Here is a 13,948-nt window from a genome sequence, read left to right as displayed (position 1 = left end):
TATGAATCAGTATCAGAAAAAGATTGTTAAAGGAACTATTTATTCGCTCCTATCCGGCTTAATATGGGGAATCTGTGGAATTTTAGGAGAGTATTTCTTTACTCATTATCAGGTGTCTTCGGGCTGGATTACCTCTATGCGTTTGACACTGGCAGGGAGTCTTGTGCTTATTTGGTCTGCAGTGCAATTAAAATCGCAAGTGTTTGATATCTGGCGAGACAAGAAAAATTACCTGCCCTTTTTGGCCTATGCTATTTTGGGGATTTTTTCAGTCCAGTATTTTTTCTATCTCTGTGTAGAATACTCAAATGCAGCGACAGCGACTATTTTACAGTTTATCAGTCCTGTCTTTATCCTCTTTTACAATCGCTTGGTTTATCAAAAACGAGCGTCAAAAAGTGCTATTTTCTATGTTTTGATTGCTATGCTGGGTGTTTGCTTGATGGCGACAAAGGGAGATCTCTCTCAGTTATCCATGACACCACTAGCCCTTATAACAGGTTTACTGAGTGCTATGGGTGTTATGTTTAATGTTATCTTGCCCCAACCTTTTGCGAAGCGTTATGGTTTTGTTCCGACGGTTGGGTGGGGGATGATTTTGGCAGGTTTGTTTAGCAATGTCCTTTCGCCGGTTTATCAGCTTTCCTTTACTCCTGATATTTGGAGTATCTTGATTTGCCTCATTATCGCTTTCTTTGGGACGGCTTTTGCCTTTTTCATTTCCATGAAGGCGGTGTCTTTGGTGTCTCCCTTGGTGGTTTCCGTTATCAGTGCCAGTGAACCTCTCTCTTCTGCTCTCTTGAGTGTTTTGTTTTTAGGATTGGTAGTGGATTGGTCCCTTCTTCTAGCGATGGTCTTGATTATTTTACCCATGATATTTTTGTCTATAGAAGAAGCGAAAGAAAGTAGATAAAAAGTCTTTTCTTAATTCTAAAAGTGTGCTATACTAGAATAGTCAATAAAACACGGGGAGATAGTTGTGAAGAGTGTTTTTAGGTTGTATCGGTAGGGGTTTGCTTTTACCGACAGCACGTTTTATCTCACATCCCTAAAAAATCATACCTAAAAACAGACAAAAAGGCTTCAAATTTGAGGCTTTTTTTGGTAGAATAGTTATCATTATAAAGAATGAGAGGTTTTTTTATGACTGCTACAAAAATGAATGCTCAAGAAATTATCCAATTTATCGCTAATGCTGAGAAGAAAACCAGTGTGAAAGTAACTTTTGAGGGACAACTCGCAACTGCTGTACCTAGCTCGGTTGTTAGACTAGGGAATGTTTTATTTGGAGACTGGAAGGACGTGGCTCCGCTTCTCAATGGTTTGGTAGAAAATCAAGACTATGTTGTTGAGCAAGATGCTCGCAATTCTGCAGTTCCTTTGCTAGATAAACGTGCTATCAACGCTCGTATCGAGCCAGGCGCTATTATCCGTGACCAGGTAGAAATTGGTGACAATGCTGTTATCATGATGGGAGCTGTTATCAATATCGGTGCTGAAATCGGTGCAGGAACCATGATTGACATGGGGGCTATCCTTGGTGGCCGTGCCATCGTTGGGAAAAACAGCCACGTTGGTGCAGGTGCAGTTTTAGCAGGTGTGATTGAGCCAGCTAGCGCAGAACCAGTCCGTGTTGGAGACAATGTTCTTATCGGTGCCAATGCAGTGGTTATCGAAGGAGTCCAAATCGGTAGTGGTTCAGTTGTCGCAGCAGGAGCTATCGTTACCCAAGATGTTCCAGAAAATGTAGTAGTAGCAGGTGTTCCAGCTCGCATTATCAAAGAGATTGATGCCCAAACTCAACAAAAAACAGCGCTAGAAGATGCGCTTCGTACCTTGTAATTGTAAAAGAAAAATAGAGGCGGAACCCTTTTCCAGCCTCTTTCTGCTATATGGGAGGATAGATAGATGTTAGATTTGATTCAGATTAGACGAGATTTGCACCAGATTCCAGAGATTGGCTTGGAGGAGATCAAAACTCATGCTTATTTGCTGGATGTGATTGAGAAATTGACTGCGGGCAAGGAGTTTGTTCAAGTTCGTACTTGGCGGACAGGTATTTTGGTTTACTTGCAGGGAAGTCAGCCAGAGCGTACTATTGGTTGGCGGACGGATATTGATGGTCTGCCTATCGTTGAACAAACAGGACTTCCTTTTGCTTCTCAGCATCAAGGTCGCATGCACGCTTGTGGCCATGATTTCCACATGACTATTGCCTTAGGCTGTCTCGAGCGCGCCCTTGAGGAACAACCTAAAAATAATCTACTCTTCCTGTTTCAGCCTGCTGAAGAAAATGAAGCTGGTGGCATGCTCATGTATGAGGATGGCGCTTTTGGAGACTGGTTGCCAGACCAGTTTTATGGGCTTCATGTTCGACCAGATTTGAAGGTTGGTCAGATTGCGACCAATACTCATACACTCTTTGCAGGAACTTGCGAGGTGAAGATCCGTTTCAAAGGAAAAGGAGGACACGCAGCCTTTCCACATGAAGCTAATGACGCCTTGGTGGCAACTAGTTACTTTGTGACCCAGGTGCAGTCAGTTGTCAGCCGCAATGTCAACCCAATCGAGGGAGCGGTGGTGACCTTTGGAGTTTTCCAAGCTGGAACAACCAACAATGTCATCACAGACACAGCCTTTTTACATGGAACTATTCGGGCTTTGACACAGGATATGAGTCTCTTGGTGCAAAAGCGGGTCAAAACAGTTGCAGAAGGAGTTGCAGCTGCCTTTGATATGGAAGTCGAAGTGGAACTCAAACAAGGTGGATACCTACCTGTTGAGAACCATCCAGCCTTGGCGCGTGAACTAATGGACTTTTTTGAAGAGAAAGACGGAATTGAGTTGATTGATATCGAGCCTGCTATGACAGGCGAGGACTTTGGTTATCTCCTTTCAAAGGTTGATGGCGTGATGTTTTGGCTGGGTATCGATAGTCCCTACGCCCTTCATCACCCTCAGATGGCTCCTAAGGAAGAAGCATTAGCTATTGGGGTGGATGCGGTCTCTAGTTTCCTGAAAAAGAAGGCAGCAGAGTAGAGGGCTTGTCTATGAAATCGGAACTACGCAAGCAAGTCTTGCAAGAAATGAAGGCTATATCTCAAGAGCAAAAACAGGCTATAGAGCAAGCTTTAATCGAGCGGCTTTTACACCATCCCTTCTACCAAGAAGCCAAGGTCATCGCAACCTATCTCTCTTTTCCGCACGAATTTCAAACGCAGGGATTGATTGAGCAGGCGCTGAGGGACGGCAAGAAGGTTCTGATACCCAAAACCTATTCCAAGGGGCGCATGGACTTTGTGGTCTATGATCTGCAACAACTGGTCAAAACTTCCTTTGGCTTACTGGAACCACAGGGAAATTTGGAAGTGGTAGATGCCTCTCAGATTGATTTGATTCATGTCCCAGGGCTGGCTTTTACGATGGAAGGCTATCGGATTGGCTATGGCGGAGGTTATTATGACCGCTATCTGGAACAGTTTACTGGTCATACTTTGAGTACGGTTTATCATTATCAAGTTCAGGACTTTATCCCTGAAAACCATGATATTCCTGTTCAGGAGGTTTTGATTGATGAAGGAAATCTTTGATAGGCGTTACCCTGTGACGAGTTTCTTTCTTTTAGTGACGGCCGTGGTATTTCTACTAATGTTGGTAACTACAGGAGGAAACTTTGACAGGGCGGATACTCTATTTCGATTTGGAGCCATGTATGGGCCTGCCATTCGCCTCTTTCCCGAGCAAATTTGGCGTCTCTTTTCGGCTATTTTTGTTCATATTGGGTGGGAGCATTTCATTGTTAATATGCTTTCACTTTATTATCTTGGAAGGCAGGTAGAGGAGATTTTCGGTTCTAAGCAATTTTTCTTTCTCTATCTTTTATCAGGAATGATGGGCAATCTCTTTGTTTTTGTATTTAGTCCCAAATCCTTAGCAGCAGGTGCATCCACCTCTCTTTATGGTCTATTTGCCGCGATTATCATTCTTCGCTATGCAACTCGTAATCCTTATATCCAACAGCTAGGACAGTCTTATCTGACACTTTTTGTGATTAACATTATTGGAAGTGTTCTGATTCCAGGAATCAGCCTAGCAGGCCATATCGGAGGTGCAGTTGGTGGCGCATTTCTAGCAATTATCTTTCCAGTTAGAGGAGAAAGACGGATGTATAGTGCTAGTCAGAGACTGGTAGCGTTAGTCTTGTTCGTAGGACTCGCAGTCTTACTTCTCTACAAGGGAATGGGATGAAAATTTGTGGAATGAAAAAAGATAAGGCATTTTTTGAACCTTATCTTTTTTATTTTATACTCAATGAAAATCAAAGAGCAAACTAGGAAGCTAACCGCAGGCTATACTTGAGTACGGCAAGGTGAAGCTAACGTGGTTTGAAGAGATTTTCAAAGAGTATTATTCCTTCTCAGCCAATTCTTTTCCAAGTTGGATGAGGTAATCTTTCAAGTCATCTTTGACTTGTGGGTGCTTGAGGGCGTAGTCAATAGATGTTTTCATAAAGCCGAACTTATCCCCAACGTCGTAACGAGCTCCTGTAAATTCACGGGCGAAAACACGTTGTGTTTTATTAAGGGTATCAATAGCGTCGGTAAGCTGGATTTCATTTCCAGCACCAGGAGCTTGCTTTTCGAGGATGTCGAAAATTTCTGGTGTCAGAAGATATCGACCGATAATTGCTAAATCACTTGGAGCATCTTCGAGAGCTGGTTTTTCAACGAAAGTTTCAACGCTATAGAGTCCATTGATTCCTTCGCCTTGAGGAGCAATGACTCCATATGATGAAACGTCTTCATGTGGTACGGGCATGACAGCAATGGTTGATGCGTGTGTCTTTTCGTAATCATTCATCAATTGTTTTGTCAAAGGAACGGCATTCTCATCTGTGATGTCCATAAGGTCATCGCCCAGCATAACAACGAAGGGCTCATTCCCCACAAAAGCTTTGGCTTGTAAGACAGCGTCTCCAAGACCACGAGGGTGAGTTTGGCGGATGAAATGAAGGCGCATGCCAGTTGCTTCATCTACTAATTTTAACAGATCTGTTTTACCTTTTTCTTTGAGGTTGTACTCAAGCTCAAAGTTTGAGTCAAAGTGGTCTTCAATAGAACGTTTTGATTTACCAGTGACAACCAGAATATCTTCAATGCCTGATTTAAGAGCTTCTTCTACGATAAACTGGATAGTTGGTTTATCTACAATTGGCAACATTTCTTTAGCAAGTGCCTTGGTGGCTGGTAAGAAACGAGTCCCGAGTCCAGCGGCAGGGATGACTGCCTTTCTAACTTTTGATGTCATAAGAATCCTTTCTTTAGAGGGTTAAGACCACTCATTTTCTGCTTTAAATTCATTGTTCATGATATCATAAATGGCATCTTTGATGTTGGTTCCGTGATAAATAACTTGGTAAATGGCCTGTGTAATTGGCATATAGACTCCAAGTTCTTGCGCTAGTTCATAGGCTGCTCGAGTCGTTGAAATCCCTTCAATCACCATGCCCATATTGGCTTCGATATCAGCTAGGGATTCTCCCCGACCAAGGGCATCTCCAGCTCTCCAGTTACGAGAGTGGATGGAGGTTCCCGTTACGATCAAGTCTCCTACACCAGATAAGCCGCTATAGGTCAATGGACTGGCCCCGAGTGCTACCCCTAGGCGGGTGATTTCTGCCAAGCCTCGAGCGATGATGGCTGCCTTGGCATTGTCACCAAATCCCAAACCATGTAAAGCTCCGGCGCCAACAGCGATAATGTTTTTAAGAGCACCAGCGGTTTCAACCCCGATAACATCCGTATTGGTATAAAGTCGGAAGTAGTGATTACTAAAGAGTTCTTGAACGTATTGAGCCGTTTGTAAATCTTTAGAAGCAGCAGTGATTAAAGTTAGGTCACGTACAATGGTCTCTTCTGCATGACTAGGGCCTGAAACAACGACAATATCACTGCGGAGATGTTCAGGAATTTCTTCTTCAAGGATGGTTGATAATCGTTTATGGCTATCAGGTTCTAATCCCTTTGATGCGTGCATGATGATAGCCTTATGGTCCAATGTTTGTGCAACTTGTTGGGCAACAAGTCGTGTCACTTTTGTTGGGACAACAAACAAAATCGCATCCACATCTCTCAGTGCCTCTGCTAAGTCGGTGTAGGCAATGATATTTTTATCTAGAACGACATCTTTAAAGTAGTGTTTGTTAGTATGATAGGTATTAATTTCATTGATTTGTTCGGGAATGTTTCCCCAAATACGTACCTCGTGTCCATTGTCATTTAAGACTTGTGAAAGGGCAGTTCCCCAGGAACCAGGCCCCAAGACGGCGACGGTTTGTTTTTTCATGATTTCCTCCTTAATAGAGTCCTTTCCATTATTCTATCATATTCTAGAGGATTTTGCACTTGCATTGCTGGGAAGTGGTGTCTTTGTGACTTCAAAAATACACAAAAACCGGGGCTAGTATTAAACTCTCAGTCTTTAGTTAAAGTGAGAAGAAATCTGATAGATAGTTTGATTCAGTATATGCTTATAATAGAGGTAAACAACTCAGGAGGTTCTTGTAGGTTGCGAGAGTTTGGCGAAAAAATTAAAAGATTACGTTTGGCTAAAAAAATCAGTCGTTCAGAATTTTGTGGTGATGAGTCTGAATTAAGTATCCGTCAATTAATTAGAATTGAAAATGGAGAATCCAGACCAACACTAACAAAGTTAAAATATATCGCTGAACGTTTGGGGGTTGAAGATTACAAGTTGATGCCAAGTTATATAGAGTTGGATAAGGAATACCTAGAATTGAAGTATTTCTTGATGAGGACTCCTACATACGAAGATGAAACTATCGCCCAAAAGAAAGAGAGTGTTTTTGCTAAGATTTTTGAAGAGTATTATGATAGGCTACCTGAGGAAGAAAGATTTATCATCCCAAATTATTCATATCTGGCACTAACGAACTACACAGTTCAAAAATTACCAGAAAAGCTAGTTGAAATACTGTCCTTCTGGTGATTTTGCTTAATTTCTGATGTTCGAGACATGATTGAGGAGATTTGTCTTGATTTTTTCCTAAAAAAGGGCAGACTCCTCCCTTGGTTTGATGCTCGATTTTTAAAATAAGGTGACTTATTCTGTTAGGCATGTTTTCCCCTGCCCTCTAGCTCTATATGGAATAGGGAGTATCAGATTTATCTGGCAGATTGTATCAAATAAGGCTTGAAATTGTTTTGAATAGGCGTATAGACTTGAGAATTTGAGAATATGTCGTCTAGCAGTAGAGACATATTTTCCGGCAATATGAAGGAAGAGAGGTCGAAAACGCTTGATAGTCAAGGCATTTACTTCATCACCAGCTAGCTGCTTTAAAAAGAGGTAGAGATTATAAGCCAGATAGCCCATCATCATACGTACTTCATTCTTAACCATGGTCGAACTATCTGTCTTATCCCCAAAGAATCCTGCTTTCCTTTCTTTGATAAAGTTTTCAGCATTCCCTCGTTCACGATAGAATTGAAACAGCTCCTCACTATCTACACTGCTTAAATTGGTCAAATGAACTTTTTTACAACCATAAAAAAGAGCACTTAATCGTACTCTTCTCTTTTAAGGATTAGTTGAATTAATTCAAATCCACTAGTTCTCCTGTTTCTAGGTAGACTAGGCGTTCACAAATGTTAGCAATGTAATCAGCGAAGCGTTCCAGATGCCCTATGATATAAAGGTATTGAGTTCCATTGGGAATTGAGGTTTCTTGGTCTTTCATAAGTCCAATGATTTCCTTTGATAAGGCATAATAATATTGGTCAATCTGTTCATCTTTTTGAGCAATACTAATAGCTTTTGAGGCTTGGTGCAAAGGAAAGGCAACCAATAAATCGGCTAGCATGCTGAGGGATAATTTACCCATTTGGTGTAACTGTTCTTCGTCAGGGGCTAGTTGATTTTCTTTTAGTTGCAAAACAGCTTTGGCAATGCCTGCCATATGGTCTCCCATACGTTCAAGGTCTGAACAAGAAGACATGATGCTAATCACAAATCGAAGGTCAGACACTTGTGGCTGCTGCAAGGCCAACAAACGGGCACAGGTCAATTCGATAGCGCTTTGACCTTGGTTGATAGCATGATCCTTATTGATAATTAGCTCTGCCATCTCCTTGTCTTTGGAGGCTAAGGCCAGTAAGGTTTTTGAAGCTGTTTCAAGGACAAGTTGTCCTAGTCCTAAAAAGGATTGTTCTAATTCATGCAATTCTAAATCAAATTGATTTCTCATAGGTTTTTCCTTCCTTATCCGAACCGTCCTGAAATATAGTCTTCTGTGCGCTGATCTTTTGGATTGGTAAACACGTCAACGGTATCTCCAAATTCGCAAATTTCTCCTGTTAAGAAAAAAGCAGTTTTATCTGAAATACGTGAAGCTTGTTGCATGTTATGGGTAACAATGATAATCGTATAATCCTTTTTTAGTTGCTGAATGAGGTCTTCAATTTTTAAAGTGGAGATAGGGTCTAAGGCTGAAGTCGGCTCATCCATTAACAGAATATCAGGTTCTACTGCTAAAGCTCGCGCAATGCAAAGGCGTTGCTGCTGACCGCCTGATAAGGACATGGCACTCTTTTTAAGATTATCTTTGACTTCGTCCCAAATGGCTGCCCCTTTTAAAGATTTTTCCACTAAGGCATCTAATTGTTTTTTGTCTCGAATACCATGTGTCCTTGGGCCATAAGCCACGTTATCATAGATAGACATGGCAAAGGGATTAGGCTGTTGAAAAACCATCCCTACACGCTTACGTAGCTGATTAAGGTTGAATTTGCTACTATAAATATCTTGCTCATCTAAGAGGACTTGGCCTTCAATATGGCAAGAAGGAACCAAATCGTTCATCCGATTAAGGGTTTTTAGAAAAGTTGATTTACCACAACCAGATGGGCCTATCAAGGCAGTAATCTGTCTTTCTGGTAATTGAATCGAAATATTTTTTAAGGCTTGAAAGTCCCCGTAAAATAAGTCTAGGTGTCTGACTGAAAATGTTCCCATACTAGGAAGCTCCTTTCACAAGTTTTCGAGATAATAAGCTTGATAGAGTATTTATCATTAAAACAGTAATAATCAAAATCACACCGGTAGCATAGGCTTCATTGACATGTAGCCCCTCACTTGACAGCATATACATATGCAGGGCTAGAGAACGACCTGAAGACATGAGACTACTTGGCGTATTGGTAGAGGTACCTAATGTATACATGAGGGCAGCTGTCTCACCAACGATACGGCCAATAGCTAGTATCACTCCAGCTAAAATACCTGGCATGGCAACTGGTAGAACAATTCTAAAAACAGTCCGTAACTTACCTGCCCCAAGTCCATAACTTGCTTGACGCATGCTATCACTAACAGATAAAAGGGCTTCTTCTGTTGAGCGAATAATGACTGGCAACACCATGATGACTGAGGTTAAGATTCCTGATAACAGAGAGTATTGAAAACCTAAGAAGACTACAAAGAAGAGCATGCCAAACAGACCAAAAACAATGGAAGGAATCCCAGACAAGGTATCTGAGGCCAATCGCATGATTTTAACACAAAGGGAATCTTTTTTTGTATATTCCACAAGATAAAAACCAGCAAAAATCCCTATGGGCAAGGCTAAAAGAAGAGCACCAAAGACCAGAATAACGGTGGAAATAATCGCTGGCATAAGGGAAATGTTCTCAGAAGTATAAGTCCAAGAAAAGAGGGATAGACTTAGATGAGGTAAGCCTTTGATGAGGATAAAACCAATGATTAAAAAGAGAGAGCCAAAGGTTAAAGCTGAAAAACAATAAACGAGAAGTTTTAGCAGGTATTTACTCATAAGATGATTTTCCTTTCAAGTAGGCAAAGTAGGCATTAATCAAGAGAATAAGGAAAAAGAGAACTGCTGAGGTTGCAATAAGGGCTTCCCTATGCTGACTTGATGCGTAAGCCATTTCCAGAACAATATTGGTTGTTAAGGTTCTGGTTCCTGAAAAGAGTCCACTTGGAATAATCGGCTGGTTGCCTGCCACCAAAATAACTGCCATGGTTTCGCCTACTGCGCGACCGATTCCTAAAATAACTGCTGATAAAATACCAGATCTCGCAGCTGGCAAGATGACACTAAAAATACTCCGTTCATGACTAGCTCCTAGAGCCAAGCTACCAGAATAATACGTTTTGGGAATTGTTCGGATAGCAGATTCTGACAAACTGATAATGGTTGGCAAAATCATTATTCCTAATAGTAACGAAGCGGTTAGGACACTCATGCCATTTCCTAAAAAGGTTCTAATCCAAGGCACCAATAATTGTAGGCCGAAAAAACCATAAACAATAGATGGAATGGCCGCCATCAAGTTGATAGCTGATTTTAAGAAGCCATAGACGGGCTTTGGACAATAATAAACCATAAACACCGATGTCAAGATGCCTGTTGGCACCCCAATCACAATCGCTCCTAAGGTAATTAATAAGGAACCAACAATCATTGGTAAAATACCATAGCTTGCCGGATTGTTCGTTGGCGACCAATCACTGCCTAATAAAAAACGGGTAAAGCCGTAGTTAGCCATGAAAGGCAAGCCATTACTAAAAATAAAGAAACAGATTAGCAAAATAGCTACAACAGCTACTGCTGCACTCATGAAAAAAATTGCCCTAAAAACTGCTTCCTTGAAGGCTTGTTTTGTCACATTTTGTCCTTTCTAGTGAAGAAAGTAAGGGAGATGCGACACCTCCCTACTTGCCTTCTTTATCTTATTGTACGATGAAACGTCTGCATCTCTTTAGAGATTTATGGAGCAAACATTTTATTTAATTTTGTCCCAGGTGGTTAATTTGCCACTAAAAACGTCTGCAAGTTTAGCCATACTGACTTGGCTTGCCTTATTGTCATTATTGACCACAACAGCAATACCGTCTAAAGCAATAGCATCATGGCTGAGACTCTCACCTTCTTCAGGAGTTAATTCCCTAGAAACCATACCAATATCAGCGGTTTTCTCCTTAGCAGCGGTAATACCTGCTGAAGACCCATTAGAGGTAATATCAATCGTAACTTCGGGATTTTCTTTTTTATAAGCTTCTGCTAATTTTTCCATTAAAGAAGATACTGAAGTGGAACCTACAACAGACAACTTGCCTGATAAGTGTTGGCTTGTATATTCTGTGGTTTCGGTTTTAGCTTCAATAAATTTATTATCTGTGACCACTTGTTGACCTTGTTTGGAGTGGATAAAGCTGATAAAATCTTGACCTAGCTTGGAAAGATTAGAAGACCAAACAATGTTGAAGGGACGTTGAAGAGGGTATTTACCATCTAAAACTGTGTCTCGACTAGCCTTGATACCATCAATCTCTAAAGCCTTGACAGATTTCGTTAAAGATCCCAAGGAGATGTAGCCGATAGCATTAGCATTCCCTTGAACTGCTGAGAGAACACCTTCTGTGCTATTTTGAATCACAGCTGTTTTGGCAGTGTTGTCAATTTTTTTATCACCGTCTTTTTTGAGAATCCCTGTGATTTCTGTGAAGGCACCCCGTGTTCCAGAGCCATTTTCTCGTGAAATCACCTCAATCGTTTCTGAAGCTGACTGTTTGGAAGCAGATGACTGATTGCCACAGGCAACAAGCCCAAATCCTGATAAGCCAATGGCTGCAAGAGTAAGCATTTTTTTGAATTTCATAATAATCACCTTTATTTCTATGTATTTTTCTTGTGTAGGATTACTACACTTATAGTCTAACAAGTCTTTGTAAAGGTTTATCACTGATTCATGTAAAGATTGTGTAAAGAATCAAAAAAAGCCACTTTTGAAAAGTGGCTGCTCCTAAAAATAGCTTTAAAAATTATTAGTCCTGTGCGAAAGATTGGTTAGGAAGAAAAATCGTGAAGCAACTGCCTCTGCCAAGCTGACTCGTCACCGTGACTTGGCCACCTAATAATTGACTAAGTTCTTTGACAATAGCAAGGCCAAGACCAGTGCCACCAGTTTGTCTGCTTCGACCTTTATTAACTCGGTAAAAACGTTCAAAAATACGATCCTGCTCTAATTGACTAATACCAATCCCTGTATCTGACACAGAAATCTTAATGCCTTCGTTCACCTTTTGGGTCTTGACCTCAATTTTTCCCCCTTGTTCAGTGTAACGGATGGCATTGGTTAAAAGATTGAGTAAGATTTGGGAAAGTAATTGACTATCTGATACGAGGGTGACATCATCTGGCACCTGCACCTTTAGCTGTAAATCCTTCTTCTTGAGCTGAGGTTGCAAGCTTTGAGTCAAATCCTGTACAAATTCTGCCAAAGAAAGGGTCGTCCATTGTACAGGCATTTGTTGAGCCTTAGATAAGGTAAGAAGATGCTCAACAATATGCTCAAGACGCAAGCTTTCTTTGTAAATAATGTCTAGAAAGTCATCCTTGAGCGCTTCTTCTTCAACTGACATCCCCTTAATGGTTTCAGCAAAGCCCTTAATCGAAGTAACTGGTGTCCTCAACTCATGGGAGGCATTTGAGACAAAGGCTAAATTTAACTTTTCATAAGTTCTAATCGTTGTTAAATCATATAGCAAGACGAGCACAGCTTCCACAGATTGGGTGGGGCTAAAAACGGGAACTGCTGTCACTTCTAAAATCAAGTCACCCTCATGAAACCCACTTACTTCTTGTTTTAACCTTGTTTTTTGATCAAAGGCTTGGTGAACTAAATTCCGAATATCCATCCGTTTGAGGTCATCAAGTGAACTTATGTCGCCGTCCACATCGGGAAAATAATGAGGCAGAGAGCGACTGGATAATAACATCTGACCTTGAGCGGAAACTAAAAACGTCCCCATGGTTAGGTGCGACAGAAGAACCTCCATTGTTTCGGCTAGGTCCTTGTATTGCTGATCCTGTTGGGAGACTTTGGTTTTTAGGCCAGACACATACTGAGCCAAAGACTTTAAGTCTTCTTGCCCTTTTTCTAAAAAGTATTCACTACTGGTCAAGAGAGGTTGGTGCAAGGTCTCAAAAGCAACTTCCCATTTCCAAAGGCAAAAGAGCCAGTAGCTACCTAGTCCCAAAGAAAGGGCTAGAAGAAAGAGACCGATGCCTTTACTGATCCAAGTTAATGCCATCCCTGCAATCAGAATGAGGCTAACACTTAGATTGACTAGCCAAAATTGAAGGTAGCGTTTCATCTATAACTCCTTGAACTTATAACCATAACCCCGAATGGTTCGAATAAATTGAGGGGCTTTAGGATTGTCTTCAATTTTTTCCCTCAACTTACCAATATGAACGTCCACCAAACGTGTTTCCTGCCCAAAGTCATACCCCCAGATACGTTCCAAAAGACGCTCTCTAGTCAGTGTCATGTTGGGATGTTTCATAAGATAGAGCAAGAGTTCAAATTCTTTTGGGGTCAAACTCAGTAACTTATTCGCCTTGTAGACTTCATGACGCTCAGGGTATACTTTCAAGGTCCCAAATAGCCAAGAATCGTCAGCGATATTATCTGAATCATCTCCTTCTTGTTCTCCTTTAGTTCGCCTGAGGACAGCCTTGACACGCGCCAGCAATTCTCTAGGGCTAAAAGGCTTGGTCAGGTAGTCATCAGCCCCTAATTCCAAGGCCAAAACCTTATCAAATTCATCACTTTTCGCAGAAACCATCATAATTGGAGTTTTGACGCCTTTGGCTCTCAGCCGCTTACAAACTTCTATGCCATCTAATTGTGGTAACATGATATCAAGCAAGATAAAATCAAAGGGTTCTGTTTCTGCCAAAGCTAAGGCCTTCCGTCCATTTGTTACCAATTGAGTAGAAAAGCCTTCCTTACTTAAATGGTAGTCAAGCAATCTCAGAATGTGTTCTTCATCATCCACTAATAAGACTTGTTTTGTCATCTATTATCTCCTATTGGTAACATTATAACACAATTATCAGAAA

At 41.2% G+C, this 13,948-nt stretch carries 15 protein-coding genes and 1 pseudogene; 6 read left to right on the top strand and 10 right to left on the bottom strand.

All coding sequences use genetic code 11. The features are described from left to right. Position 1 precedes the first annotated feature (1 nt). The 5 genes from HT719_RS01330 to HT719_RS01310 all read left to right on the top strand — a co-directional run bounded on the left by HT719_RS01330 (position 2) and on the right by HT719_RS01310 (position 4,248). Positions 2 to 913, top strand: coding sequence for a DMT family transporter (locus HT719_RS01330; RefSeq protein ID WP_172927974.1), 912 nt, complete (start codon positions 2 to 4; stop codon positions 911 to 913). Between the two features lie 230 nt (positions 914 to 1,143). Continuing rightward, on the top strand, positions 1,144 to 1,842 hold the full coding sequence (gene dapD, locus HT719_RS01325; RefSeq protein WP_000127477.1) for a 2,3,4,5-tetrahydropyridine-2,6-dicarboxylate N-acetyltransferase: 699 nt from the start codon (positions 1,144 to 1,146) through the stop codon (positions 1,840 to 1,842). Between the two features lie 66 nt (positions 1,843 to 1,908). After that, positions 1,909 to 3,039 (top strand): N-acetyldiaminopimelate deacetylase, encoded by a 1,131-nt coding sequence (locus HT719_RS01320; RefSeq protein ID WP_023933685.1) that lies wholly within the window; start codon positions 1,909 to 1,911, stop codon positions 3,037 to 3,039. A gap of 11 nt (positions 3,040 to 3,050) precedes the next feature. Continuing rightward, on the top strand, positions 3,051 to 3,590 hold the full coding sequence (locus HT719_RS01315; RefSeq protein ID WP_172927972.1) for a 5-formyltetrahydrofolate cyclo-ligase: 540 nt from the start codon (positions 3,051 to 3,053) through the stop codon (positions 3,588 to 3,590). After that, the gene (locus tag HT719_RS01310) at positions 3,574 to 4,248 is read left to right on the top strand and encodes a rhomboid family intramembrane serine protease (RefSeq protein ID WP_000658506.1); all 675 of its coding nucleotides are present in this window, start codon (positions 3,574 to 3,576) and stop codon (positions 4,246 to 4,248) included. The genes HT719_RS01315 and HT719_RS01310 overlap by 17 nt, the downstream gene beginning before the upstream one ends. 159 nt (positions 4,249 to 4,407) lie before the next feature. Here the strand turns inward: HT719_RS01310 and galU are convergent, their stop codons facing one another. Beyond that, entirely contained in the window at positions 4,408 to 5,307 is a 900-nt protein-coding gene (gene galU, locus HT719_RS01305) for a UTP--glucose-1-phosphate uridylyltransferase GalU (protein WP_023939920.1), read from the bottom strand. A gap of 21 nt (positions 5,308 to 5,328) precedes the next feature. Beyond that, positions 5,329 to 6,345 (bottom strand): NAD(P)H-dependent glycerol-3-phosphate dehydrogenase, encoded by a 1,017-nt coding sequence (locus tag HT719_RS01300; protein ID WP_050259752.1) that lies wholly within the window; start codon positions 6,343 to 6,345, stop codon positions 5,329 to 5,331. Between the two features lie 222 nt (positions 6,346 to 6,567). On the opposite strand from HT719_RS01300, the gene HT719_RS01295 reads away from it, so the two are divergent. Beyond that, entirely contained in the window at positions 6,568 to 7,008 is a 441-nt protein-coding gene (locus HT719_RS01295) for a helix-turn-helix transcriptional regulator (protein WP_001206586.1), read from the top strand. A 114-nt stretch (positions 7,009 to 7,122) separates the two neighbouring features. Here HT719_RS01295 and HT719_RS01290 read toward each other — a convergent pair. The 8 genes and pseudogenes from HT719_RS01290 to HT719_RS01255 form a co-directional block, all read right to left on the bottom strand. Then, positions 7,123 to 7,554: pseudogene (locus tag HT719_RS01290) on the bottom strand (transposase); the annotation flags it as partial. A 61-nt stretch (positions 7,555 to 7,615) separates the two neighbouring features. Next, on the bottom strand, positions 7,616 to 8,266 hold the full coding sequence (phoU, locus tag HT719_RS01285; RefSeq protein WP_001245788.1) for a phosphate signaling complex protein PhoU: 651 nt from the start codon (positions 8,264 to 8,266) through the stop codon (positions 7,616 to 7,618). 14 nt (positions 8,267 to 8,280) lie between these two features. Then, positions 8,281 to 9,033: a phosphate ABC transporter ATP-binding protein PstB gene (gene pstB, locus HT719_RS01280; RefSeq protein WP_000536446.1), complete on the bottom strand. Its 753-nt coding sequence runs from the start codon at positions 9,031 to 9,033 to the stop codon at positions 8,281 to 8,283. A gap of 1 nt (position 9,034) precedes the next feature. Further along, entirely contained in the window at positions 9,035 to 9,850 is an 816-nt protein-coding gene (gene pstA, locus HT719_RS01275; RefSeq protein ID WP_000049768.1) for a phosphate ABC transporter permease PstA, read from the bottom strand. Continuing rightward, positions 9,843 to 10,706, bottom strand: a complete 864-nt coding sequence (gene pstC, locus HT719_RS01270; RefSeq protein ID WP_172927968.1) for a phosphate ABC transporter permease subunit PstC — start codon at positions 10,704 to 10,706, stop codon at positions 9,843 to 9,845. Before pstC ends, pstA begins: the two co-directional genes overlap by 8 nt. Positions 10,707 to 10,823: 117 nt before the next feature. Beyond that, positions 10,824 to 11,699, bottom strand: coding sequence for a substrate-binding domain-containing protein (locus HT719_RS01265; protein WP_023939915.1), 876 nt, complete (start codon positions 11,697 to 11,699; stop codon positions 10,824 to 10,826). 166 nt (positions 11,700 to 11,865) lie between these two features. Then, positions 11,866 to 13,197 (bottom strand): ATP-binding protein, encoded by a 1,332-nt coding sequence (locus HT719_RS01260; RefSeq protein WP_023939913.1) that lies wholly within the window; start codon positions 13,195 to 13,197, stop codon positions 11,866 to 11,868. Further along, positions 13,198 to 13,905, bottom strand: coding sequence for a response regulator transcription factor (locus HT719_RS01255; RefSeq protein WP_000166478.1), 708 nt, complete (start codon positions 13,903 to 13,905; stop codon positions 13,198 to 13,200). Positions 13,906 to 13,948 lie beyond the last annotated feature (43 nt).

Source organism: Streptococcus sp. k-378 (assembly GCF_013277505.1).
In the GTDB taxonomy this organism is placed as follows: Bacteria; Bacillota; Bacilli; order Lactobacillales; family Streptococcaceae; genus Streptococcus; species Streptococcus pseudopneumoniae.
Note: the sequence above shows the minus strand (reverse complement) of the source record. Positions and strands in the feature narration are given on the sequence as shown.